General features: G+C 59.6%; 18 protein-coding genes. 6 read left to right on the forward strand and 12 right to left on the reverse strand.

Going from position 1 to position 22,689, the window contains the following annotated elements; all coding sequences use genetic code 11:
• Positions 1-402: 402 nt before the first annotated feature.
• Positions 403-915, reverse strand: a complete 513-nt coding sequence (locus ACX80Q_RS06995; protein WP_459329807.1) for a hypothetical protein — start codon at positions 913-915, stop codon at positions 403-405.
• A 310-nt stretch (positions 916-1,225) separates the two neighbouring features.
• On the opposite strand from ACX80Q_RS06995, the gene ACX80Q_RS07000 reads away from it, so the two are divergent.
• Complete coding sequence (locus tag ACX80Q_RS07000; RefSeq protein ID WP_459329808.1) at positions 1,226-2,713, forward strand: M20/M25/M40 family metallo-hydrolase; 1,488 nt, start codon at positions 1,226-1,228, stop codon at positions 2,711-2,713.
• A gap of 65 nt (positions 2,714-2,778) precedes the next feature.
• Here the strand turns inward: ACX80Q_RS07000 and ACX80Q_RS07005 are convergent, their stop codons facing one another.
• The 7 genes from ACX80Q_RS07005 to ACX80Q_RS07035 are packed head-to-tail and all read right to left on the reverse strand — an operon-like array spanning position 2,779 to position 9,564.
• Positions 2,779-3,534, reverse strand: a complete 756-nt coding sequence (locus ACX80Q_RS07005; protein WP_459329809.1) for an HpcH/HpaI aldolase family protein — start codon at positions 3,532-3,534, stop codon at positions 2,779-2,781.
• A complete protein-coding gene (locus ACX80Q_RS07010; protein WP_459329810.1) occupies positions 3,531-4,304 on the reverse strand; it encodes an SDR family NAD(P)-dependent oxidoreductase in 774 nt (257 codons plus the stop codon). The genes ACX80Q_RS07005 and ACX80Q_RS07010 overlap by 4 nt, the downstream gene beginning before the upstream one ends.
• Positions 4,305-4,306: 2 nt before the next feature.
• A complete protein-coding gene (gene hisD / locus ACX80Q_RS07015) occupies positions 4,307-5,623 on the reverse strand; it encodes a histidinol dehydrogenase (protein ID WP_459329811.1) in 1,317 nt (438 codons plus the stop codon).
• 24 nt (positions 5,624-5,647) lie between these two features.
• Complete coding sequence (locus ACX80Q_RS07020) at positions 5,648-6,586, reverse strand: nuclear transport factor 2 family protein (protein WP_459329812.1); 939 nt, start codon at positions 6,584-6,586, stop codon at positions 5,648-5,650.
• Positions 6,583-7,314 carry an alpha/beta fold hydrolase gene (locus tag ACX80Q_RS07025; RefSeq protein ID WP_459329813.1) on the reverse strand — a complete coding sequence of 244 codons (732 nt, stop codon included), beginning with the start codon at positions 7,312-7,314 and terminating at the stop codon, positions 6,583-6,585. The genes ACX80Q_RS07020 and ACX80Q_RS07025 overlap by 4 nt, the downstream gene beginning before the upstream one ends.
• 14 nt (positions 7,315-7,328) lie before the next feature.
• The gene (locus ACX80Q_RS07030) at positions 7,329-8,492 is read right to left on the reverse strand and encodes a cupin domain-containing protein (RefSeq protein WP_459329814.1); all 1,164 of its coding nucleotides are present in this window, start codon (positions 8,490-8,492) and stop codon (positions 7,329-7,331) included.
• 58 nt (positions 8,493-8,550) lie between these two features.
• Entirely contained in the window at positions 8,551-9,564 is a 1,014-nt protein-coding gene (locus tag ACX80Q_RS07035) for a LacI family DNA-binding transcriptional regulator (RefSeq protein ID WP_459329815.1), read from the reverse strand.
• 339 nt (positions 9,565-9,903) lie between these two features.
• Here ACX80Q_RS07035 and ACX80Q_RS07040 point away from each other — a divergent pair, with 339 nt between their 5' ends.
• The 5 genes from ACX80Q_RS07040 to ACX80Q_RS07060 all read left to right on the forward strand — a co-directional run bounded on the left by ACX80Q_RS07040 (position 9,904) and on the right by ACX80Q_RS07060 (position 15,283).
• The gene (locus ACX80Q_RS07040) at positions 9,904-11,067 is read left to right on the forward strand and encodes an ABC transporter substrate-binding protein (protein ID WP_459329816.1); all 1,164 of its coding nucleotides are present in this window, start codon (positions 9,904-9,906) and stop codon (positions 11,065-11,067) included.
• Positions 11,068-11,161: 94 nt separating this feature from the next.
• Positions 11,162-11,980: a carbohydrate ABC transporter permease gene (locus tag ACX80Q_RS07045; protein ID WP_459329817.1), complete on the forward strand. Its 819-nt coding sequence runs from the start codon at positions 11,162-11,164 to the stop codon at positions 11,978-11,980.
• Between the two features lie 146 nt (positions 11,981-12,126).
• Positions 12,127-12,924 carry a carbohydrate ABC transporter permease gene (locus ACX80Q_RS07050; protein WP_459329818.1) on the forward strand — a complete coding sequence of 266 codons (798 nt, stop codon included), beginning with the start codon at positions 12,127-12,129 and terminating at the stop codon, positions 12,922-12,924.
• 158 nt (positions 12,925-13,082) lie between these two features.
• A complete protein-coding gene (gene purU, locus ACX80Q_RS07055) occupies positions 13,083-13,988 on the forward strand; it encodes a formyltetrahydrofolate deformylase (RefSeq protein WP_459329819.1) in 906 nt (301 codons plus the stop codon).
• A gap of 569 nt (positions 13,989-14,557) precedes the next feature.
• Complete coding sequence (locus ACX80Q_RS07060) at positions 14,558-15,283, forward strand: hypothetical protein (protein WP_459329820.1); 726 nt, start codon at positions 14,558-14,560, stop codon at positions 15,281-15,283.
• A 783-nt stretch (positions 15,284-16,066) separates the two neighbouring features.
• On the opposite strand, the gene ACX80Q_RS07065 is transcribed toward ACX80Q_RS07060, so the two are convergent.
• The 4 genes from ACX80Q_RS07065 to ACX80Q_RS07080 all read right to left on the reverse strand — a co-directional run bounded on the left by ACX80Q_RS07065 (position 16,067) and on the right by ACX80Q_RS07080 (position 22,507).
• Positions 16,067-16,648, reverse strand: coding sequence for a recombinase family protein (locus tag ACX80Q_RS07065; RefSeq protein WP_459329821.1), 582 nt, complete (start codon positions 16,646-16,648; stop codon positions 16,067-16,069).
• Between the two features lie 288 nt (positions 16,649-16,936).
• Positions 16,937-21,130: a S8 family serine peptidase gene (locus tag ACX80Q_RS07070; protein ID WP_459329888.1), complete on the reverse strand. Its 4,194-nt coding sequence runs from the start codon at positions 21,128-21,130 to the stop codon at positions 16,937-16,939.
• A 172-nt stretch (positions 21,131-21,302) separates the two neighbouring features.
• The gene (locus tag ACX80Q_RS07075; protein WP_459329889.1) at positions 21,303-21,959 is read right to left on the reverse strand and encodes a PASTA domain-containing protein; all 657 of its coding nucleotides are present in this window, start codon (positions 21,957-21,959) and stop codon (positions 21,303-21,305) included.
• A complete protein-coding gene (locus ACX80Q_RS07080; protein ID WP_459329822.1) occupies positions 21,959-22,507 on the reverse strand; it encodes a hypothetical protein in 549 nt (182 codons plus the stop codon). The genes ACX80Q_RS07075 and ACX80Q_RS07080 overlap by 1 nt, the downstream gene beginning before the upstream one ends.
• Between the last annotated feature and the right edge of the window lie 182 nt (positions 22,508-22,689).

The following is a 22,689-nucleotide window of genomic DNA, read 5'->3' on the forward strand; positions in this document are numbered from 1 at the left end:
AACTCATACTTTTGAAGACACAACGGCGGCTATTTAGTATCTTGCATTGTTGCAATCGCGCCATGCAGGAAAAGGACAAAACGGCCTATTGGCAGTCAGAAACCGAGAACTGGCTTGAGAGCGGGGTTCATAACGTTGATATCCGGTCATAAGGGCCAGGCGCAGAATATGCCTCTGACCTGCAGTGATAGTTTTCCGAGTGAATCGAACCGCAGAATTCCACCCGACTATCCCATGTGGCAATAGCGGTTCGAATCTCAGGGGCTCGGCTCCATGAGGATGCCGCTGTTTTGTCCTTCGATGCATCCGCATGGATGTTTCGAAGTAGGGGCTCGGCGCCGTATCAGGCTGTTCGCCAGTTCGGGGGCCAGTGCGTATCAAACTTGGAATGTTTCCTATTATTCAAAGAGCTAGGGCGGTCTGATCCGTGGATGGGGCCTTTGAGAACGAGTGTGGCATTTGCCAGTTCGCGAAGAGTATTTCGCGAAGATCATCGCTTGTCAGTACCATTATGTCGTTGGGGTCGATGTAGAGGTATCCCCCAGAGAGTCTGAATTTTACTTCGCGCTGGCCGAGGACATTTGAGCGCAGAGTGTCGGGGTCATTAGGGGTGAACTCAGTATCGTCCTCGATAAAGACGCCGCGGCCCTTGGCATGAATGACGACCGCTGCGTGATCGGCAGAAACGTCAGTCGCAAGAACTACCTTGGTAACGGCGGAAGGCACGGATCCGACCGCCGTGGCCAAGTCACCGTAGGTTGTCACGGCGCTTTTGGGGAAGTGTGCCAGGATGGTTTTGACGAGCTCTGCAACCCGCGGGAAGTTCAAGACTCTGGTGACGTCCTTGAGTGAGACGCCTTCGTTGATGGCTATTTCCTTGTACTGGACTTGAAGCGTACGGCCATCTTCAAGCATCGTACGGAGCAGATCGTCGTGCAGTCTGATGATGTGCTGGTACTTGCGGAAGTTGCTGGATTCTTCAGCTATGATGGCACTTTTCCTTTTCGGTCGTTGATGAATTGTAGTTCTTGCTCCAATATAGCGGCACTACTGCTAGAGCTAATAATTTTGATCAAGGATACGCGTCGCAAGCCGATGGAAACACCTTGGGTCCGAAAGTCAACGAAACCCGAGGCGGGCTCCTATGATGTGGCCGCTCCGTGGCGAGAACCTAACAATGCTGTAGCCGCTTGATGTATACGTATGCATCACGGATAATGGTGACATGAATCAAACTAACTCAGGTCCCCGAGCAGAGTTCGCGAATGCCCACCAGCTCATCGATGATGATGGCATATCGGCGATGGAAGAGGTGCGCCGGGCTCTGCGGCTGCCCTCGTTCAGTGACACAGGCGAGGGCATCGAAGCCACAGCTGAGCACTTTGCTGCCTTGTTGGCTCGGGTTTGTCCCGATGCGAGCATTGTTCAGACGGAAGGGTACCCCGTGGTTTTGGGGACTGCTCGTTCGGCAAAGCCAGATGCTGCCACCTTGATTGTGTATGGGCTCTACGACGTGACGCCAACGATGGCGGAGGAGTGGACGGTGGATCCGCTTGCCGCCGAGATCCTGGACGCCAGTGAGATGGGGCTGTTGGCCCATCTGGGTTCGGTTGTGGCCGGCCGGGGTGCAAATAACCATAAAGGGCCAGTTATCGCGGCCATTCTTGCCATTGAGGCTATGCAGCGGGCTGGGGTGGATCTACCGGTCAACTTGATTTTCGTCATCGAGGGGGAGGAGGAGATTGGTAGTCCCAGCCTGCCCGGTTTTGTTGAGAAACACCGGGATTTGCTGATGACGGCCGATGGAATCTGGCTGCCGTGCATGCAGCAGAATTCTGCCGGCGTCATGACAATTCGCCGCGGCTTTAAGGGCTGTGTTTTTGCACAGATTTCCTGTACCGGCGGGGAATGGGGCGGGCCTGCTGACGGGCGGCATATCTGGGCGGGGAATTCTGCGTGGATCGATGCGCCGATGATGCAGCTTGTGCGCGCTCTTGCGACGATGTACGACGACGGGCAGCGTGTCACTATCGATGGGGTTGGGGCAGTAGCGGAGGCGTCCTCGCTTCAGTTCGCCGATGATATTGCCATTGTGGAGTCTGGGTTCCGGGAGAACCCGGTGTGGGCTGCGAACATGCTTGGAAATTTGCATGTTGAGCGGGCCCTGGGAGGAAAGGAAATCGCGGACCATGTGAAGAATTACATGACCGGTGTGAATATGAACATCCAAGGAATCGTTGGCGGCTATCAGGGCCCCACGTATTACTCTTCGCTGCCAGGGTCCGCCAGTGCTCGGGTCGATTTCCGTTTCCCCCCGGGGCTGACGCCGGATGAATTTGTCCTTGCCCTTCGTGGACATCTGGACAGGCGGGGGTTCAACAATGTTGCGATTGATCTTCCACGCGGCTATGAAGGTGCGCCGGCGATGCCCAACAATCATGACGTTTTGCTCAACGCGGGGATTGTCACGGCGGCCCGGTATGGGGTGGAGACGGCGATCTGGCCCATCGCGAACAATTGCTGTCCGGCGTCGCTGTTTACTGCGTTGGGCAAGCAAATCCCCTTCTCGGTGGCCGGACTAGGTCACGGAGACCGGGCCCATGCCGCGGATGAGTACTTCACAGTTGGTTCGGTGGAGAAGCTGATGCACTTTACCGTCGACTATCTTGGCGACTTTGCCGAGGCGATGGCGAGCGAACCCGCGGCGAAGTAGGGCACGTTCTGCAGGACAAGAAAAGGGGTAGCCTCGCGGCTACCCCTTTTCTTGTGTTGCACTACTCAGGATTGGTCCGCCCAATCAGCGAGGCAGTTATCAATCGCAGACTGTGCGTTGAGCACGACCATCGATGCCCCCTGGGCCCAGGCCTGATTTGCTTGGGTTGCGGTGGAGACGATGGCCATCACCGGGGTGCCGGCTGCGGCCGCTGCTGCCCAGACTTGGAGTCTGGCAGTTTCTGCCCTGTCTGTGTCATAACCCAAGGCTGCGGCCAGGTCAGAGGGGCCAACGAAGATCACGTCAACATCGGGAGTTGTGGCGATTCCGGCAGCGTTAGCTACTCCTTCGGCGTCCTCGATCATCGCCACGACCATGGTCCGGTCCGCGGCGTCGGCGGCGTGCCCAGCTGGCGTGTTCTTGCCCCACCTGCCGGCCGGGGTGTAGGTGGCGAAGCCCCGGTTCCCCCGTGGCGGGTAGTGGGCAAGGCGTACAGCAGCATCCGCTTCTGGAGTTGTCCGGACATGCGGCACAATGACGCCTTCGGCTCCGGCGTCGAGCACTCTCAGGGCCAGTGCGGCTTCCCCTTCCCCGATACGCACCAGGGTGGGTAGCCCTGCGGCACGGGCCGCAATGATGTGATCTGCGATGTCTTTCTGATCTGCTATCCCGTGTTCGGTGTCCAGAAAGATGAAGTCGTAGCCATTGGTCCCGGCCATGTCGATCAGCATTGGTGCGGGAACTCGGACTAACAATCCGCGCAGCTTATTCCCGGCAGCCAAACGTGACTTCAACGTTGCTGACATTTGGTGTGCGCTCATCGGGCCACCATGCCCGCCGAGAGATCAATGTCTGCTGCGGTCAGCCCAGGCATGTGGAGCATGGCGACCAGAGCCTGACCTACCTCTTTCTCTTCGACCATCCGGCCCAGAGCTGACCGGGAAACGAAGACTGCTTCGGCGTCGTCATAGGACGCTCCGGTCCGTTCGGCTTCCAGCAGGAGGTTTCGTTCCATGCGGGGTCCTCGAACGGGGCCGGGGGAGAGAGTGTTGACCCGGATATCGTCGCTCCCGACTTCGGCGGCGAGGGTGATGGTGAGCCCGATGACAGCCATTTTCGAGGCACAGTATGGTGTCCTGCCCGCCAACGGCCGTTTGCCGCTGACCGATGCGATGTTCACGATGTCGCCGAAGCCGGCTCGCTTCATGCCGGGCAAAAATGCCTGGCAGACGAGGAAGACGCCGCGCACGTTGGTGGCGAAAACCCGGTCCCACTCCAAAGGGTCAACATCGACAAGGTCTGAGACAGGCCCTGGCACGCCAGCGTTGTTGACCAGGATAGAAATATCCTCATTAGCCAGGATTCGTGCCAGTTCCGCGACCGAGGCGGGGTCGGTGACGTCACAGGTTTCCACCCGGCATTGGGTGTCATCCAGTCCGAGCTCGTTGCAAGCCTGGATTAGTTTGTCCCGGTTTCGGCCAACCATAATGACCCGAACTCCAGCTAATGCTAGCTGCTCGGTCATGGCCTGGCCCAGTCCGTTGCCAGCGCCGGTGACTAGCGCAGTGCGTCCCGTCAGCGAAACTGCCATCGCTACTGCACGGCCAACGACGACGGGGCCCAGGCCAGCTCGGAACCGCTATATTTGCTAGCCCTTACATCCCCGGAACGGGCGTGGCCTTCAAAGGACTCAACACGACTGGCACGGCCGCAGATCTCGCCAAGCAAGGCAGAAGTCTCGGTGTTGGTGACTTCCTGATGGGTGACGGTTTTGAGATATTTACCGACCCACAGGCCCCCGGTGTAGCGGGCAGCACCCTTGGTGGGCAGGACATGGTTGGTGCCGATGACCTTGTCTCCGTAAGAAACGCATGTGCCTTCGCCGAGGAAGAGCGCACCATATTCGTGCATCTTTTCCAACGCTTCGCGCGGATTCTGCGTCAGGACTTCAACATGTTCGGAGGCGAAGGTGTCCGCCAAGGCATAGGCCTGATCCAGTGTGTCAACAACATGAATTTGCCCGTGGTCCCGCCAAGCAGGTTCGGCAAAGTCCTTGGTGGGCATATCAGGCAGGATCAGCTCAATGTGCTCCAGAACTTTGGCGCCAAGTTCTGTGCTGGTCGTGATGAGTACGGCGGGGGAGTCTGGCCCATGCTCAGCCTGGCTCAGCAGGTCCACGGCGACGATGAAGGAGTCAGCGTGTTCGTCGGCGATGACCAGGATTTCGGTGGGGCCGGCGAAGAGGTCGATGCCGACCTCACCGAATAGCTGGCGCTTGGCCTCGGCAACGAAGGCGTTCCCTGGTCCGGCAAGGAGATTGACCCGGGGAATGTTCTCGGTACCGATGGCCAGTGCGGCGACGGCCTGTACGCCACCGAGCAAGTAGATCTCATCCGCCCCTGCCATGTGCGCTGCGGCGATCGTGGCGGCAGGGATCTTTCCTCGAATCGGCGGGGTGCAGGCGGCGACTCGGGGGACTCCGGCAACTTTGGCGGTGATGATGGTCATGTGGGCCGAGGCGGTTAGAGGGTACCGCCCGCCGGGGATGTAGGCCCCTGCCGAGGCTACGGGGAGATGACGATGTCCGAGCCAGACGCCGGGCAGGGTCTCGATCTCGATGTCTTGCATGGAGTCGCGTTGGGCCTGGGCGAAGCGGCGCACCTGGTCTTGGACAAAGGTGATGTCCTCGATGACTTGCTGGGGCAATGAGGCAATGATCTCCTCGATTTGCGTCAGGCTGAGGCGAAAGTCTTCCGGGCTCCAACCGTCGAATTTCTCGGAGTATTCTCGAACGGCGGCATCTCCGCGCGTGCGGATGTCATCGATGACGGTCTCCACGGTGGCGCGAACGGAAGGCTGGCTGCTGCCGGTGTGACCAGTCGGAATGGCGGATTTCAGTACGTGTGACATGGGGTGCTCCAAGGGATTGAAGGGTTAGACGGTGGTCGCTGTTGGGGAAAGGATTATGCCTCGGTGGGCCAGGCTGAGTTCGTCGTAGGTCAGCCATTGCGCGGTGATCTGGCCGTTGTCGAGGTGGTGGTGGCTGATGAGGCTGAACTCCACGGGACCGTCGGGACCATTTCCTTCCATCCGCCATTGGGTGGCTACGCGCAAAGGCAGCGTGTCCGAGGCGGGCTGGGAGTACTGGTCATCGATGTGGGCAGTGAGCGGTCCGAGACGAGCACTGAGCACGTTTGCCCAGTTGGCCACGGCGGTGGCTCCGTCGAGTTGGATGTCCGGGGCAAAACTACTGCGGCACTCAGCTGCATACAGTTCTGCCTCGATACGTCCGTCCAAGGCGCTGGTGAAGGCCCTTTGAACAATGTCGCCCTCGAGGCTGCTGGTGAAACCGAAAGATGGGCGCACCACCTGGGAAACAGTAGGTGTTGGGGTGGCCTGAACAGCATCCTGAAGGGAATAGCCCAGCTGCCGCGCCTGGGCGAAGGGGTTTGCCCCCAGCCATTCCTCAATGATGACCTCACCGCGGACCACGCAGTTGGCGATAGCCGTAAAGGTCACCTTCTTGCCGGTCGCGGGGCCATAAATGGTGCCCCCGACATCTGTCCCGGTCCAGGTCCACCGCATAGAGGTGCGGTAGCCTTCTTCCTCGGACCCGGTCCAGATGGTGTCATCGATGATGCCATGGAAGTCTGGGTAGCTGCGCAGCCGGGCATTGGTGTTGGCGATGACAATTTCGTCACCAATCAAGTCCCCGGAGTCCAAGTGGATGATCGTGTGTTGGGCGTAGTACTTGCGGATCAACTCCGGATCTCTGTGCGGCAGGTTCCAAATGTCGTACGTGATGCGCTCGATGTAGTCAACGGGACCGTCGAAGCCGTAGGGTTTCAGGCCTGGATGCGTGGCGGGGGTCAAGTGGTTCTCCTTAGATTCCAGAGGTTGATGATGTTTGCTGCCGGTGCCGGGCTCTCCAGCGTCAAGAGGTGGCCCTGACCAGAAAGGACATGGAGTTCGGAGTTTGGAATGCCAGCGGCAATGTCTTGATGAACTTCACGGTTGCATAGCTGGTCCATGGACCCCGCTAGCACCAGGGTGCTTGCGCGGATCTGGGGGAGCTCTGGGCGCAGATCTCGTCGGCTGGATTGGATTCCGAGCTGTTCGACAAATGGGGCTTGGCCAATATTCTCGGCCATGGCCCGTGCCGAGTTGAGACGTGCAGTTGTTGCTTGGGATGGAGCAAAAAGCGCAGGTTCCAATACGTTCAGGACTGTCAGGAAAGCACCATTTTGTGTTTGCTTAGCCATGGCATCCCACGCCGTGATTTGTTCGGGGCGAGGGCCCCTCGGTGTCGTGGATATCAAGACTGCAGCGTGAAACGCCTTAGGGCTTTTTATCATTGCGGCCATCGCCACGATTGCGCCCAGCGATAGCCCGATGATCCCTACAGGTCCCTCTTGACTCCGGACCAGAGCCAACAGATTTTCTGCAGCATCCTCCAGGGTCCCGCCGTGGATGTGGGTGTCCAGGTTGGTTCCTCCGAGGTCCAAATAGGGATCCAGGACGGTAAAGATCTCTGCGGTGCACAGCATCCCGGGTAGCCGGATCCACGTGCGAACCTGTTGTTTCCCGGACTCTAGTGCCATGTTCGTGTTTCCTGCTAGTCGTCGATGGTGGAGTAACGGACCACGTTCCACGCGGCAACGTATCCTGCAGCATCGGAGGCATAGCCCTTGTCTTCTGCATGCCGAAGAGTTTCAGCAGGCCATTCGAGTCGGACACGCCCGTCGCCACTATTGACAACCAACATCTGGGCGTCATCGTCCAGGGCCGTGAACGTCCGCCACGCCCCGACCGGGACGGAAATTGTGTCGTAGGGATGGAGTGTAGTTACCACTCGCTCATCGCCTTCGTTGAGGGTAACCAGCCACGTGCCTTTGTATCCCATGAGGACTTGACTGTGATCGTGGCGATGCTGGAGCATGCCTTCGTCCTTGGCTGCCCGCAACCAGGCGAGGTTGAAGTTGTGCGGGTAGTGAATGGGCGGGACTTGGTCCCGGTCTTCGGTCATTCCGTAGCCGATGACCGTGGCCAGTTCGGCACCGCCACCGGGGAGTTCGTTACACAGGAACGGCTGATGGCTCCAATTCAGATCACGTTGGCGAACCACACGCTGCTGCATCTGCTCGGCGGACCAGGTTCGCAGCTTGTCGATCTCTGCCTGTGGCAGTGGCGGGACGACTTCGGCGTTCTTGGGGACAACGTCGCCGGCAACGGTATCAATTAGTTCGTTGTCAAGAGTGAGGAACAAGCCGTGTTTTTCAGCCTCCTTGAGCACGGACGGACCCCAAATAATACCCCCGGTGTTATCGAAGCCGAGGGCGGTGAACAGCCACCCATGTGATCCGCCGATGTTGGTGAATCCGCGGAAGATCCAAGTTGGAACGCTGACGATGTCGCCCTCTTCACAAATGAAGTCGCCATCGCTGCCATCTGCACCCCAGCGCATCTTCCACGTGCCGCTCCAATTCAGGAAGACCTCGGCGGTGAAATGCAAGTGGAGGTTGTTGACGACGCCGTCAGGCATCGCGGCCGCACCGATGTTGAACCCGTGGGGCTCACGGAGATTGACCACCTGCTGTGCGCTTTGAGTCACCCCGGGGCCAATGATCGAGTAGTTTTCCTTGGTGTCGCTGCCGGGGGTCCTGCAGTCAATGAAGGCCTGATTGCAGCTGACGTAGTCACTGCGGCGGATGGTGCGTCGCTGGAGCTCGTTGTCATCAACAAATGGGGAAGCTGTTTCTTGGTTAATATTTATGCTCATAAGTCATGTATACGTATGTATCGCATGCATGTCAAGGGTCTTTCTGAAAACGAAAACTCTAAGAGTCGTTGCTGAGCGCGTGTGTGCCACGGAGGACGGGGTGGACGGGGTGGACATGATGGACGGGGGTGTCAGGCAATTTTCCTGTCATCCGATCGACCAGCAGATTCGCTGCATCTTTGGCCATTTCGGGCAGCGGAATGGAGACTGTGCTGAGGTTGCAAATGGACCAGCTGGCGGTGGGAACGTTGTCGACGCCAACAAGGGCAACGTCCTCTGGGACCCGCAGGCCGAGGTCATGGGCAGCATTCAGTGCCCCGATGGCCACCGAATCGCTGACGCAGATGACGGCGCGCGGAGGGTGTTCCTGGGACATAAGTTTGCGCATGCCGGCATCGCCGGAATCGTGGCCAAACCAGCCTCGAACTACATTGTTTTGGCGCAGGGGGATGCCAGCATCGGCCAATGCTTCTCGAACTCCGGCTTCACGGTCGGAGCTTGTCGATGTTTCGACCGGCCCAGCGAGCATTCCGATATCACGGTGACCTACTGCCGTCAGTATTGTGACGGCTACCCGTCCGGCGTCGAAATTGTCCGCCACAACACTGTCTGTATCGATAATTCCGCCTATCCGGTTCAGCATGACCATGGGAATCCCTCGCTGATGAAGTTCAAAGGGAAGTGTGGACTTCTGCCTTGTCGTCGTCAGCAGGACGCCGTCGACCGAGCGGTCCAATAGCGGGGAATAGCCGCTGCTATCGTCGTCGCGTTCAGCGAGAAGCACCATCCGGTAGCCCCGGGCGGCCAGGGCGTCGTGGATCGGCGGCACGATGAGAGGATAAAGGGGGTTGCCTAGGTCGGCAACGATGCCTACGCGCTTGGTGGCCTGGGTGGATAAGGAGCGGCCCAGCTGGCTGGGGACATAGCTGAGTGCTAGCGCCGCCGCTGCTACGCGTTCTCGTGTCTCCGCGGTGACCTTGGGGTCTCCGCGGAGTGCCCTGGAGACGGTGGGTTGGGAAACTCCGGCGAGCCGGGCAACATCGCGACTGGTGGAGACCATTGGATTGCTCACTTTCCTTGATATTGACACATCATTGCATTTGCTGCGGCTAGTTCGGAGTGAAGATTGCTGATTGGCAGACTGTTGACAAACAGTGAGCCATAGCACATTGTATTACATACGTATTCATGCCCGTTCGGGCACTAGCCATGAGGTGATGACTTGAACTCTTCCAATTTTGTAGGGCGACGTCCTGTACTACTCGCCGTTGCCGCCGTCGCGGCGGCAGCGCTGACTGGCTGCGGGGCAGGCAGTAAGATTCCGGGGACAACAGGTGCTGTGGGCACGTGTTTGGCGCCGGCCCCGGGAAGTCCAACCACAGTCAACGTGTTGGCCTATGGTGCCCCCGGCATGGATCCTTTCTCGAAGGCCATGACGAGTGCTTGCAGTGGCGTCGCAAATCTCACGGTCAACCATTCTCCCGTTGACTTTTCCGCCCAGCTGGAAAAGGCGGCCCTTTCATTATCTCAGCCGCAGGACCGGGCTTCTTACGACATCGTCCAGGTTTACAATACGACTTTGGTGGAATATGCCTCCAAGGGATGGCTTGCCCCGTTGGACGACTGGGTGGCCAAGAATGGGGAGGCCTCCGGCGCCAACGACATTGATCCTGCTCTGCTGGAAAAGATGAAATATGACGGGCACCTATATGCCCTGCCCAATCAGCAGAACGTCCACATCCTGATGTACCGTAAGGACATTCTTGACGGTCTGGGGATCGCGGCGCCGACAACCTACCTGGAACTGTTTGACGCTGCCGACAAGATCAAGTCCGCAGGCAAGTCAGCAACCCCCTTTGTTGCATCATTCAACGCGGACAGCGACATCTCCACAGCGTTCAACAACGCGCTAACCAGTCACGGCGGATCCTGGATCGACGGTGCGGGATTGCCGACTCTGGCGACTCCGGAGGGCGCTGCTGCGATCACTGACCTGCGCAAGCTCAAGACGTACATGTCCAACGACGCCTTGACCCTGAACAACGCGAAGGCCGTTGCTGCACTCCAAAACGGCCAGGCTGCCATGGGCATCATCTATGCCGGACGCGGTGCCACATTGATTGACCCATCCTTGTCGAAGTTCTCGAAGGATTTCGCCTTCGCCCCCGCACCGGCAGCAAAAGCTGGCGGAAAACCGGCAGCCCAATGGACTCAAGACGGATTCGCCGTCGCGAAGAACTCAAAGGTGGACTTCGAAACTCTTGCCGGTGTCATGGCCACCTCCATCGGGGACGCTGCCATGACCAACGGGGCCCCATTTGCTGTTGTTTCAAGGACCAGCAAGATCAACGATCCCGCGCTCCAGGCCAAGTCTCCCTATTGGCAGGCGGCCCTGGACACGTTGAAGGCAGGGGCTGAAACCCTGCCGCTGAAACCGTTCATGCCCACCATCCAGCAAAGCACTAGGCCCTTCGTTGTCGAAGCCGTCAATGGCAGCGGTGACCCGCTAGAAGCTCTGCGCAAGGCCGATGCCGCCGCCACTGCAGCGCTTAAAACGGCCGGCTTCCAAAAGTAGTCTTATCCGCGGCGTGACCGCCACAATAGTTTGAGGAGGTGGGCCCATGAGACAACGCGAATTCTTCATCTTCGTCGGCCCCAGTATTTTGGTCATGACAATGCTCATGATCGGCCCCTTGGTCATCACAATTTTTGACAGTTTCAGAACCGTCACCTATGGCCAAGAAGGTTTTTTTGTGGGGTTGGCCAACTACGCAGGAACGCTTAGCGACCCACGATTCTGGGCGGCCGCCGGATTCACCACTTTATACACCGTTGCCATGACCATTGGCAAGATCGTGGGTGGTTACGTCGTTGGACTCATGCTTAACGCCGTCCGGGCAAGGGCACGTGCGATCTTCCTGGGCCTTTTGCTGGTCCCCTATGTGGTGCCGACAGTGATCGGCGCACTGGTGTTTTCCTGGCTGTTCAACACTACCTTTGGTGGACTCGTCAATGTTCTCCTAGAGCCCTTTGGTATTGCGCCGGACTGGTTCACGGACCCGACAGCTGCAAAAGTTTTGTTGATTTTCCACAGCATCTGGCATGAAGCAGCCTTCGGTATACTCGTCCTTGTGGCGGCCCTGCAGTCTGTTCCACGAGAGCGGATCGAAGCAGCAGCCTTGGACGGCGCTTCCTGGTGGCAGACTCAATGGCTAATCGTCATGCCATCCATTCGGGGATTCATTGGCTTCATAGCCCTCATCTCGATCATGGACGGCTTTAGGGTCTTCGACAGTGTTCGCATGATCACCCCGGCAGCCTCAACGGTCGGCACCGAATCGCTCATGACGTACGTGTACAACGTCGCGTTGGGAGAAACTCAACAACTAGGCCTCGCAAGCGCCATCAACGTCATCACGATCATTATTATTCTGATCTTCCTCGTTCCGTTCATTCGCCAAACATGGCGGGAGATGAAAACAAAGTGACCATGACCCATAAAGCCAGCGCCACCGTGGCTGCGAACCAGCCGATATCGCATCAGAGCAGGCAGTCTAGAATCGGGGCAACTCGAAGGCGCCGTGGATCAATGAGCAACACAACGATTGGCCGGCGCCCACCGTGGCGGACAGCCTTGGCCTACATTGGCCTCAGCGTTGCTGCAACCATGGCTGTTTTTCCGTTCTTCTGGGCCTTTCTAACATCGATCAAGCCTTATACAGATGCTTTCATCTCACCGCCCGTGTGGCAGTTCGTCCCTCAAACGACAGCGTATGAGCAGCTGTGGTATGCCACAGATTTCGCGGCCTTTAGCATCAACACGGTGGTAGTGGGTGTTGCAACCGTCATCATTTCACTCATCGTCGGAGCGCCTGCGGCTTATGCCCTGGCCCGGTTCGATTCACGGATTTCCCTGTGGCTACTGGTGTTGGCTCTGGTGTTCCGGTCATTGCCGCGCTTTGTAGTTGTCTTGCCGTTCTATTCGATCGCGCAAGCGCTGAACCTCTACGACACTCGGATAATGCTGATCATCGCCTTGGTTGCAGTAAACCAGCCCTTCACCATTTGGTTGCTGCGGAATTTCTTTGTTGAGCTTCCTCGAGAGCTGGAGGAGGCAGCCCAGATTGACGGCTGTACCAGGTTTGGTGCATTCCGCAGAGTCATCCTGCCGATCGCAGGACCGGGTCTGGTAACGGCAGGAATCTTCACTTTCTTGCTGGCCATCCAGGAATACTTGATCCCGGTTGTGCTCACGCAACAGCACGCAACCACTCTGTCGGTCTTCATCGCGTCCTTCGGAATTGCCGAAGATACTTCTCTATACCAACTCATCGCAGCAGCCAGTATCCTGTTGGCCCTGCCGATCATCGCCCTAGCATTTTTGGCCCAGCGATTCCTGGTCAGTGGCCTTACCGGCGGAGCCATCAAATAGGGCCAGGTGCAGGCTGAAGCGTAGCTCAGGGACGGTGAACTATTGGGTTTGAGCTGCGACATTGAATTCCCGACATGCGTGACTTCTACTCAATCCCTGCCCAGCCTGACCGGAGGGATCACTCCGCAGACACCTGACCAAAAGTGAACGGCAAATAAATGACGAACCCGGCAAAACCTCACAGTCCGCGACGGACCACTGCCGCACAGCCAACCACTGAGCATGTGCTGACCCTCGATTGTGCCGAATCATCAGGAATCATTCACGCGGTCTCAGGATTCCTACTCGAACGCGGCTGCAATGTTCTCGATGTCAAGCAGTACGGCGACAGTAACAAATCACATTTCTTCCTGCGCATACGTTTCTGCTCACCAGCGCAATCACTTGACGTAAGGGATCTGCGCCGTGACTTTACCTCGCTAGGCGAGGACTGGGGCATGACGTGGCAGATTGAACCAGAAGGGCGCCGGCGCCGGGTGATCGTCATGGTCTCCGGACTGGACCATTGCCTCAACGCGCTGCTCTACCGTGAGCGAACTGGAGACCTCCCCATCGAGATCGCTGGAGTAGTGTCAAACCACCGTGACCACGAAGCCTTGGTTAGTTGGCATGGAATTCCCTTTTTCCATGTCCCAGTATCGCCGGACACCAAAGTCGAAGCCGAGGCCGCCCTCCTACGCATCGTTGACGAACTCGAGGTTGAGCTCGTGATTCTCGCCCGGTATATGCAAATACTCAGCGACAATCTGTCGTCGCGGATGGCCGGACGAATCATCAACATCCATCATTCTTTTCTGCCAAGCTTCAAGGGCGCCAAGCCCTACCACCAGGCCTATGACCGTGGTGTGAAAAGCGTCGGGGCCACGGCACACTACGTCAACGAAGCCCTAGATGAGGGACCCATCATTGCCCAGGAGGTCATTGAGGTAGACCACACTTTCACGCCGAACGATCTGATTGCTGTAGGACGTGATGCGGAATGCGCTGCACTAGTAAAGGCCATCCGCTGGCACTGCGAAGGCAGGATAATACTCCACGGCAACCGAACCGTAATTCTGCGCTAGACTCGCCCAGCAGTTCCGTCTTATACCCCGTTGGCAATGCTTGAAATTGGATTGACGAACGCTGCGCTCTGGAAGGAACCTTTCCGACTAATCCACCTGAAACCTACCGGATTGAAGGAAAAACAACGGCAATATAGTAGCTCTCGTTGTTGCGCCTGTGCCCCAGGAACAAAGGTCAAAAGCCATGAATGGCAGGTGTAAAGCGACCCTCGGGTCTACAGCGGGGGTATAAACGCTGAAAACTGTCAGGAGGTGTTAGGCGCCAAAAATGCCGCTGACCTGCGGCGATAGTTTTTCAGATGCATTGGAGCGGGCAATTTCGACTGACTATCCCATGCGGTAGTATCGGTTCGAATGCCCTGCGGCCCGGTTTGCTGTTGGCGCCTCTTTCTTGGACTCATGTTGTTCTGCTGGGTCTGCCCAAGGTTTGAATGAAAGAGTCAACGAAACCCGGGGCATTCCCAAGTGGTGAATGTCCTCAGGAACCAGGGGAGGCTGCTTGCTCCGACTCAGCACATGAATCATAGGGAAGGGTTCCGATCGGATACCTTGAGATGTGAGGAGGTGCCGTGATGCAGGTTAAACGTGCCCACATGGTGTCAAAGGGCTATATTCGCGCGTGGGCAGATGCAAAAAACATTGTTGACGTGCTCGACCTTCAGGACGGTCGAGGCTTTCCCTCGTCCTTTGTGAATGCCACGGTCGTTAGCTACGGCTACGACACCGAAGTCCTCACTCATGACCTAGAACGTGACTATGGGCGTATCGAAGACAGGGGTATCCCTGCGATCGTAAAACTGCGCAAAGGGCACGTTTTGACGGGCGTAGAACGGGGAGCATTGATCGCCTTCATGGACATGCACCTTGATCGGGGGCGGTACGCGGATCAAGCCAAGAGCCGAGTGCCCGCTGTTCTGTTGAAAATCGATGGACGGATCGAAAATGCCGAGCTGACCGTCGGTGACCGGTTGCTCATGTCACGGTTCCTTCCAGATGCCCTCTGGCTGACATCGCTCGGGCTCGAACAATGGACTTGGCAGGTGAAAGAGATGAGGGGTCTCGCAACTGGAGACGGCGCGGTCCTTCTTTGGCGGCCAACCGACGGCACCGACATCTCCACTGTCTCCTTCCCACTTTCCCCCACCGAACTACTCGTTGTCGGAGAAGACCTCCCTGACGGCGTGGCCATCAATCCACTGGTCGCAGAGAAGAGCAGACGTTGGATCGTCGGAGTTAGGGGATCACTGAATTTTGACTTCGCTTCCCGTATTACGGCTCTGCGGTCTCAGGATTGATCTTGCCGCTCATAAGCCTGACCGATTAACTGACGAGTGAAGGCGTGTGGAATTCGGCGCTCATTGGCGGAACCCGACCCACGCCTGGAGTAGATGCAGCGCCTCATGAGTGCATCCTTCCTTCAACACCCGGAATCCACGCCGACAACTGGCACTGCCTCGAAAGCGGAATCAAGGAGACAACAGCAACAACACCAACCACAGACTGACTACGAACGATGCATACTGCGAGGTGGTTGCCGACCTACATTGTCGTAGCCAATTGATAGGAGGCACCAACCGCGAGCTGGGACTTTCGCGGCAAAGGAATAGCACGGACACAGAGTCCGTGCTATTCCTTGCACACTAGGGTGTGCCACAGGAGACAGTCGCTCTACCAAACTGAGCTACATCCCCGTGATTGTGGAGATGAGGGGACTCGAACCCCCGGCGCACTGTTTTGTGGGCAGTTCGGTCGTGAGCCGGCGGGGAGCTTTCTTCCCTTGCCCTAAATCAAGCGGACGCTCTGCCACATGAGCTACAGAGCCATGAAGTGGCCCCGGAGGGGTTCGAACCCTCGGCCTTCCGTTTAGTGAGCAGTCCAGTCGTGAACCGGCAAAAAACTGTCTTCCTCTACTCCATTACTACCATTCTAACATTAAGTCAAGCCTTTGTCAAATAATCTTCCACGCCCCACCCTCAGCTCCCGCCGCAAGAACTTGGTCAGAAACGACCGTTTTTGACAGGCCCGTCAAGTCTCTTATGGACGTGGCGGGTGGAACGCGGCCGTAAGTGGCTCTCACGTCAGTCGGATTTCATGCCGAGGTAGCGGTAGACGGTGGCTCGGCTGGCCCCGATGATCTTTCCGATGTCGGCTGGCTTCAGGCCCTGGGTTTTCAAGTCGTGGGCCCGCTTGACATTGGGGTGGTTGGCGGAGACTTCCCGTCGGCCTGCTTTGTGGCCGTGGGAGGCGGCGATGGCCATGCCGGCCTTGGTTCGTTCGGATAGTTGGTCGCGTTCGAGCTGGGCGAAGGCGGAGATGATAGTAACCATGGCCTGGGCCATCGCACCGTCCAAGTCATTGCCAGGATCGGTGGCAATGCCATCGCGCAAAGAGCGAAACTTGATGCCGCGCGCCTTGAAGTCGTCGAGGAGTTCGAGCAGGTGCCGGGTGTGGCGTCCGAGCCTGTCCAGCTTCCAGACCACGACTTCATCGCCGTGGCTGAGTCGGTCCAGCATCTTATCCAGCTCGGGCCGATTGGCCGCTGTCCCGCTGACCCCGTGGTCACGGTAGATGCGTTCACACCCTGCGGCTTCCAGCTCCCTGATCTGCAGTTCGGTGTCCTGATCCGCAGTACTGACCCGAGCATACCCAAGACGTGTCACGTGCGCTCTTTCCCTTCGTCCCGTTAAAGGGTGATTCCCTATGATGATGAGAATATTAGGATGAGACACATTGTTGAGACGGCTCTGGGCTCCGATACGCCGCGCCACTAAGAGAAAAGGGAACGACTGACGGTTGTCTTGTTAAAGGTTCCATTGTTGAGACGCATTGCCCGACCGGTCTGGGCCCAGGTTTGGACCATCCCTGTACGAACAATGACCCGAGTGGGACATTGCCCCGACACCCTTGTCGGTATCTGGGCCGTGGCGACATCTTTGGTCAGGGAAGGGTCAGCCGACTGAGAACGTTATGGCTTGAGGTGCCATCCCCGCGACCACCTCCTGGATTGGTGTTACCCGCACCGCGAGAGCTCCTCCGGGTCCGCACGGTGAGCCTGGCAATGGTGCTGGCGGGTCCACCCAAGCGTCCGGGATCTTGCGGGTAGTCGGGCTGTCAGTGTCGCCGTTGACGTCGTATGGCTGGACACGACGTAATGCCAGGCTGACCTGGAGCCCTCCGCCCACCGGCACCATCATCCCGGGAGCGCTGCGAGGATCCCACCATAGGTGAGCGGTCGCGAGCGGGTCGTCGAGCACCGTTGTCGGGACACCGAGGTGCTCGGACCAGAGCCGCGCCCGGACCCGCGCTGCGAACGGTCGCCCGGCGGCATCAAGGTCCCCGACGGTCGCGGCGACCACCTCGGCGTCGGACTCCCATCCGCGGCGGTTGCAGTTCGCTGACCCGATGAGGGAGATTTCGTCGTCGACCATCATCGTCTTGGCATGCACGTACGTGTGCGGCCCGAACATACCGGTGATGGGTGAATGCAGCGTGAATACATGAAGCTTGTACCCCAGTGGATCACGACGGATGTGCTCGACGAACCGCTTGCGCCACGCCCATTTGTGCGGCAGTTCCGTGATGGGTGAGTCGGGCATCAGCAGGATGATGAACTCGACACGCGGCAGCGCCTGCCGCAGCGCCTCGGCAGCACACATGCTGACCATGTACTGGTCCTCCCAGTAAATGTAGCGCCGCGCACCCGCTATGGCGGCGAGATAGATCTCCTGCACCGTGCGTGGACGTACATAGCGGACAGGAGATACTGGCGGCGGTGTCGCGCACGAGCGGACCGGACGCACGGGCAAAGCGACGTGCGCGTTGAACGTCTCACCGATCCGTACGAATGCCCGGCCAACAGGCGGTGACGCAGCTTGGCATAAGCCCAGCAGCGGGCCCTTCACCCGGTCGTGGGCGACGTGGTCTGTGTTCGCATACCACCGTGTGACGAACGTATCGAGCAGGTCGTCCGCAGCGGGCCCGACGAGTCGGATATGGACATCGTGTTGCGGCGCTCCTCCGCCGCCGCTGGATCCGGATCCGGAGCTTTCGGGGAGCGCACCGCTGGCCGCGACCGCAATCTCTTTGCCCTCGGGCACTGACTCGCGCCGGGCAGCGAGAATCGTACCCGGGCCACTGGGCAAGCTGGGGATGGAGGGGGCAGCGCCGCCCGGGGTTGCGGGCAGGACCGGAGGTGTGAAGATGGGGCAGAGCCGGTCGTCGTTGATGTCGAGTCCACCGCAGAAGCCGATCAATCCCTGAAACCCACCAACCAGCAGCACCTTCTGATGCTGGCTGCCGAACGTGTTGCTCAGCTCGTTGTTGTCGAGGATCGCCGCGCCGCGCGCCAATCGGTTGACGAAATTAACTTCGGCGCTGTTCTGCGCCAGGGGCTGGTCCCACAGCATGACCCGCACCTGAACCCCCGCTGCCGATGCTGCCGCCAGCAGGGTCCTCATGGTCGACGCAGCGACCGTTGGGTTGCGGGTTCCCCCACAGTACGCCGGACCGTCCGGCCGATTTAGCGGCACGTCGAGATCAAGGAACCAGCCGAGCAGGTAGATGAAATGTCCCTCGCCCCGGGCGGTGCGGATGGCATCCAAATAACTCGCGTACGTTTCGGCGCCATCGATGAGCGCTGTCGCCTGATTGCCCGGGCGAACCTGGGGGCCCAATGCCCGCACCCAGCGTGTCACCCGGTCTTCTGGGTTCGGCGGTCGGGGGGTCACCGGCGGGTCGATGGCGGGTATCACCACTGGCCCGGGCGGAGACGATGGGGACCCACCCGCTGGCAGTTCGGAGTCAAGCCGCCGTACCGTCTGCGGTCCGACGACGGGGTCGGCGGGATGGATGCCGCGGTCTCGTTTGTAGCGGGCGACCGCATTTCCAGTGTCAGACCCGAATCGTCCGTCCGCCCCCGATGTCCCTGGTGGGTAGCCGAGGCGACCCAGTGCCTCCTGCACCTTGACCACACCTGTGCCGGTGGACTGGGCTGGCGCCGGGTACGGCGCGGTTCCGCGGGTGCCGAGGCGGATCTGCCCGGCCGCAACTGCGGCCAGCTGGGCATCACCGGTGAACAGAGCCGATTGCAGCGTCGGTGACCCGGTGGCGTCTTCTTGCTGGGGCCGTGTTGCGACCGCGTATCCGTCCAGATCGTCCGTCGCCACGGATCGCACGGGCGCCGGCACCCTACGCAGGATGCACTGGTTCTGCGGCATCAGCCCGCCCAACCCGGTCAACCGTCTCGCCCAATGGTCCGCACGTGTGTGCGGATGGTGGCCGTCCTCAACGACAAGGGTGAAATAGCCAGAATGTGTCCCTTCGAGATCCCACCCAACCCTCTCGGCACGGTCACGCCTCAACACCCTGCCGTCGACGAGTACGCTGACCCGAGCGTGTCCCTCGCCGACCGCCGCGCGGATGAGCAAGTCGCCCGCCCGTAGCACCGGGTCGAGGCGTTCTCCCGGCCCGGTGACGATATCGAGCCAGACGCCGAGGCGATCCCGCACCGCCGTTGCTGAGCCCGTGAGGAAGGCCCCCGCCAGTTCGTGCGCCGTGGTCCCCAGTGCGGTAAGCACTTCCTCAGGGGACACGCCGCCCTCGGGCACACCGCTATCGCGAATGCTCTCATCTATCGAATCTTGCCGTTTCATGATGATCTCCTTTTTATTCAGGACTGAGGCCACCGCCTCGGCGGGGTCGAGATACCCGAAGCCGGCACGGCCCAAATCGGCTCCGGCATACGGACGGGAAGTCCTCGCGAGGACGGATCGCACTTGGTCGCCGTCCAACGGCCCGGCCTGGAGCAGGCACGCGACGAGGCCGGTGACGTGAGGGGCAGCCATACTCGTTCCGCTCATCACTGTGAGCATCCCGGCGGTGCCGGATGCCGGCGCGCTGCGGGCAACGACAGTTCGGGTCCCGGGCGCCAGGCAATCGGGTTTGTCTCGCCCGTCTATGGTTGGTCCGCGGCTGGAGAACGCGGACACTGCGCCATCGGGATCGTGGTGGTTATACGCTCCGACGACGATGGGCTGCCAACCGTTGCAGATTGTTCCAGTTGTTGTCTCTCGCGTCACCCATTCGGTGGCGAAGTGCGCTTGGGCGTATGCAGGACCGGGATCTCGCTCGATCCATGAATCGAACCGGCCGTCCCGCACATCGATCCCATTCAGAACGAGTTCCCATCGCCCTCCCTCACGACTCGGCGCGATTCGCACAAGAATGTGGTTGCGACCGTCGCCGGGATCATCATGGCGTTGCACGACCTGGGCCACGATGACTCCACCGGCCGTCAACGTCGCAAGCCCCTCGCCTCCAAGCCGTGCGACATCGGGCAAGCCACACCGATTCAGAGAGACACCGAGGCGGTCGACGCCGCCATACCAGACCTCAATCTCATGGGGCACAAGCGTGCCTGCGGGCACGACCACGGGCAGGTGTACCTTCTTGCCGGGGGCGACTCGGCCCTGTGCGTGCTTGCGGGCGGTGAAGTAGTTGCCAGCGGACTGGACGACGAGCTGGCCATGGCGCTCCCGAACGAGATTATCCATGGCGCGTTCGAGCAGGCTGGTGCCGTCGTGAGGACCGCCACAGCCGCCGAGGCTAAGGTTGATCACGAACGAGCGACCATCCGCCACCGTCCGGATGAAGTCGAGCGCCTCGGCCAATGCGACGCAGTCACCAAGCCGCTGCGGTCCAGCTGGACCCCATGTAGAGAGCTGGACGAAGACGATGACCGCGTCCGGAGCCATTCCCGGGAGTCCGCCGGGCCATTCCCTACCCGCCGCGATCGAGGTCGTGGCAGTGCCGTGAGATCCCCGGCCAGAGTCCGACGCAAAGGCGTGATAGCCGAGGGCCGACCCCGGATCGGAAGTGCCCAGCGCCCTATCGATCTCGGCGGCGGTGTAAATCCGTCCGTAACCGTATCGATTCAGATGTCCGGGCACTGGACCCGGTTGTTGGTTCCACAGCGCCTCCACAACCGTCGAGCCGTCGCTACTATGTCGAAACGCCGGGTGGGTGAAATCGAGTCCAAAGTCAACCACACCGATGACGACACCCTGCCCGGTGAGTGGCAGTCCATCGAGACCGCGGGCCGCCCGTTCCCGAGTCAGCCCGCCCGCGTAGCAATGACACCGAATCCCGCGGTACGCGCAGCGTCACGACATCACCGAAAACCGCAACCACACGAATCCCGGCTGGAAGCTCATGTGCCGGGCCGAGAAGCCTTGCCAGCACCGCGACCTCGTCCTGACTCGCACCCTCCTCTGTAAGCAGGCGCAACCGGGGATCCATCTATGCTCCTATGGCTGGTCAGCTTGGTTGCGATGTGATGGTTTCAGCCTTCGCGGCGGAGCTGCTCGTCTTTGACGACCTCTCGGGTGGAGTTTCCACGACGGAGAGAATGACGATGTCGCCACTAAAGGCCAGCTCGCCCGCACCCGGGTCTTGCTTCGCCACCTCACCCGGCTTCCCAGGGAGGTCCATGAATTCAACCTCGCATTGGAAACAAGCTGCATCCAAGGCTAATTGAGCGTCGGTGAGAGCAATCCCCGTCACGTCCGGTACGATCAGGCCGGCGTTGACGAGGATGGACACCTTGGCGCCCAGCGACACGAGAGTACCGGCCTCCGGGGAACTGCCGAGGATCGCGTCCGGCGTCGAGTCGGAGAGGACATACTGCTGCTGCCCCACAACCAGCCCATGCGCCTTGAGCATCCCTTCTGCTGCTGTGAGGTCCTCCGCGTCGCTTACGTCGGGTACCGACGCCTCGGTCGGCTTCTTCGGCTTCTTCGGGTCGGTCGGCTTGCTCTCCGTTGCCTCTTTGGCAAGTGTCGTGAGCAGGACGAGGCCCATCGGGGATGCGCCGAGCACACCCCCGAGGATCTCAATCTGGCTGGCGCGAGCCCGGTCCTGGACGTCGCGAGCCAGCGCGGCACCGACCACCAGTCCGATCAGGCTGAAGGCCATCACGGCACCGCCTTACCGCCCAGGCCGCCGGTAAGGGCAAGCAACATGATCATCGTCGTCATCTGGTCACCACCGCCGAACATACCGCCACCCGAATTGGATGATCCAGCAGTCTGGTCAGTGCCAATGGAGCCGACGAGCATCATCGGTACGAGTGCCGACATGAGGGGGTTGCCGCTCCCGAGGGTGCCTGCGAGCATCGGCCCGATGACGACAGCATCTCGCAGTGTGGAGATGTCTTTACGGATGCTCGTCGTCGAACGCCGCGCCTGGGTCACATCGCGGCCGATGCGGCCGACAGTGCGGTTGACCGTCGCGATCGCTGCCGAGTTGGTGCGAACCGACTTGTTGACACTCTCGATGGCCATCTGCAGCTGGGCCTGCGTCACGGGCCGATCAGTTGGTCGAGCCGGTGGCGTGTGGGGGCGAGCGAGCCGGATCCGGGACGGCCGGACCGCCTCGTCGTACCCCTCGTCGTAAGCCTCGTCGTAGGCTTCGTCATACGCTTCGTCGTAGGCCTCGTCGTAGGCCTCGGGTAGCACGGACATGCGATCTTCCTTCCGTCGTTCTCTCGGGTGATAAGCGAGTGATGGTGGAGTCACAATTGCGATTCAACGTGACTCGATACAGTTCAGGTCAAGGACACCGGCTCCCTGGTCGGGTCCCCGTTTGGGGATGATGTCGACCCCGGTGCGGGCATCGCGCCCGCCCGAGATGCCCTGCGGCGTTC

The sequence above is a fragment of the Arthrobacter sp. HLT1-20 genome (assembly GCF_054510895.1).

Bases quoted from the DNA above. Each gene is read 5' to 3' on its own strand.
- ACX80Q_RS06995 (WP_459329807.1), bottom strand. From the start codon at position 915: ATGCTTGAAGATGGCCGTACGCTTCAAGTCCAGTACAAGGAAATAGCC.
- ACX80Q_RS07000 (WP_459329808.1), top strand. From the start codon at position 1,226: ATGAATCAAACTAACTCAGGTCCCCGAGCAGAGTTCGCGAATGCCCAC.
- ACX80Q_RS07005 (WP_459329809.1), bottom strand. From the start codon at position 3,534: ATGAGCGCACACCAAATGTCAGCAACGTTGAAGTCACGTTTGGCTGCC.
- ACX80Q_RS07010 (WP_459329810.1), bottom strand. From the start codon at position 4,304: ATGGCAGTTTCGCTGACGGGACGCACTGCGCTAGTCACCGGCGCTGGC.
- hisD (WP_459329811.1), bottom strand. From the start codon at position 5,623: ATGTCACACGTACTGAAATCCGCCATTCCGACTGGTCACACCGGCAGC.
- ACX80Q_RS07025 (WP_459329813.1), bottom strand. From the start codon at position 7,314: ATGGCACTAGAGTCCGGGAAACAACAGGTTCGCACGTGGATCCGGCTA.
- ACX80Q_RS07030 (WP_459329814.1), bottom strand. From the start codon at position 8,492: ATGAGCATAAATATTAACCAAGAAACAGCTTCCCCATTTGTTGATGAC.
- ACX80Q_RS07040 (WP_459329816.1), top strand. From the start codon at position 9,904: ATGGATCCTTTCTCGAAGGCCATGACGAGTGCTTGCAGTGGCGTCGCA.
- ACX80Q_RS07045 (WP_459329817.1), top strand. From the start codon at position 11,162: ATGACAATGCTCATGATCGGCCCCTTGGTCATCACAATTTTTGACAGT.
- purU (WP_459329819.1), top strand. From the start codon at position 13,083: ATGACGAACCCGGCAAAACCTCACAGTCCGCGACGGACCACTGCCGCA.
- ACX80Q_RS07075 (WP_459329889.1), bottom strand. From the start codon at position 21,959: ATGGCCTTCAGCCTGATCGGACTGGTGGTCGGTGCCGCGCTGGCTCGC.
- ACX80Q_RS07080 (WP_459329822.1), bottom strand. From the start codon at position 22,507: ATGTCCGTGCTACCCGAGGCCTACGACGAGGCCTACGACGAAGCGTAT.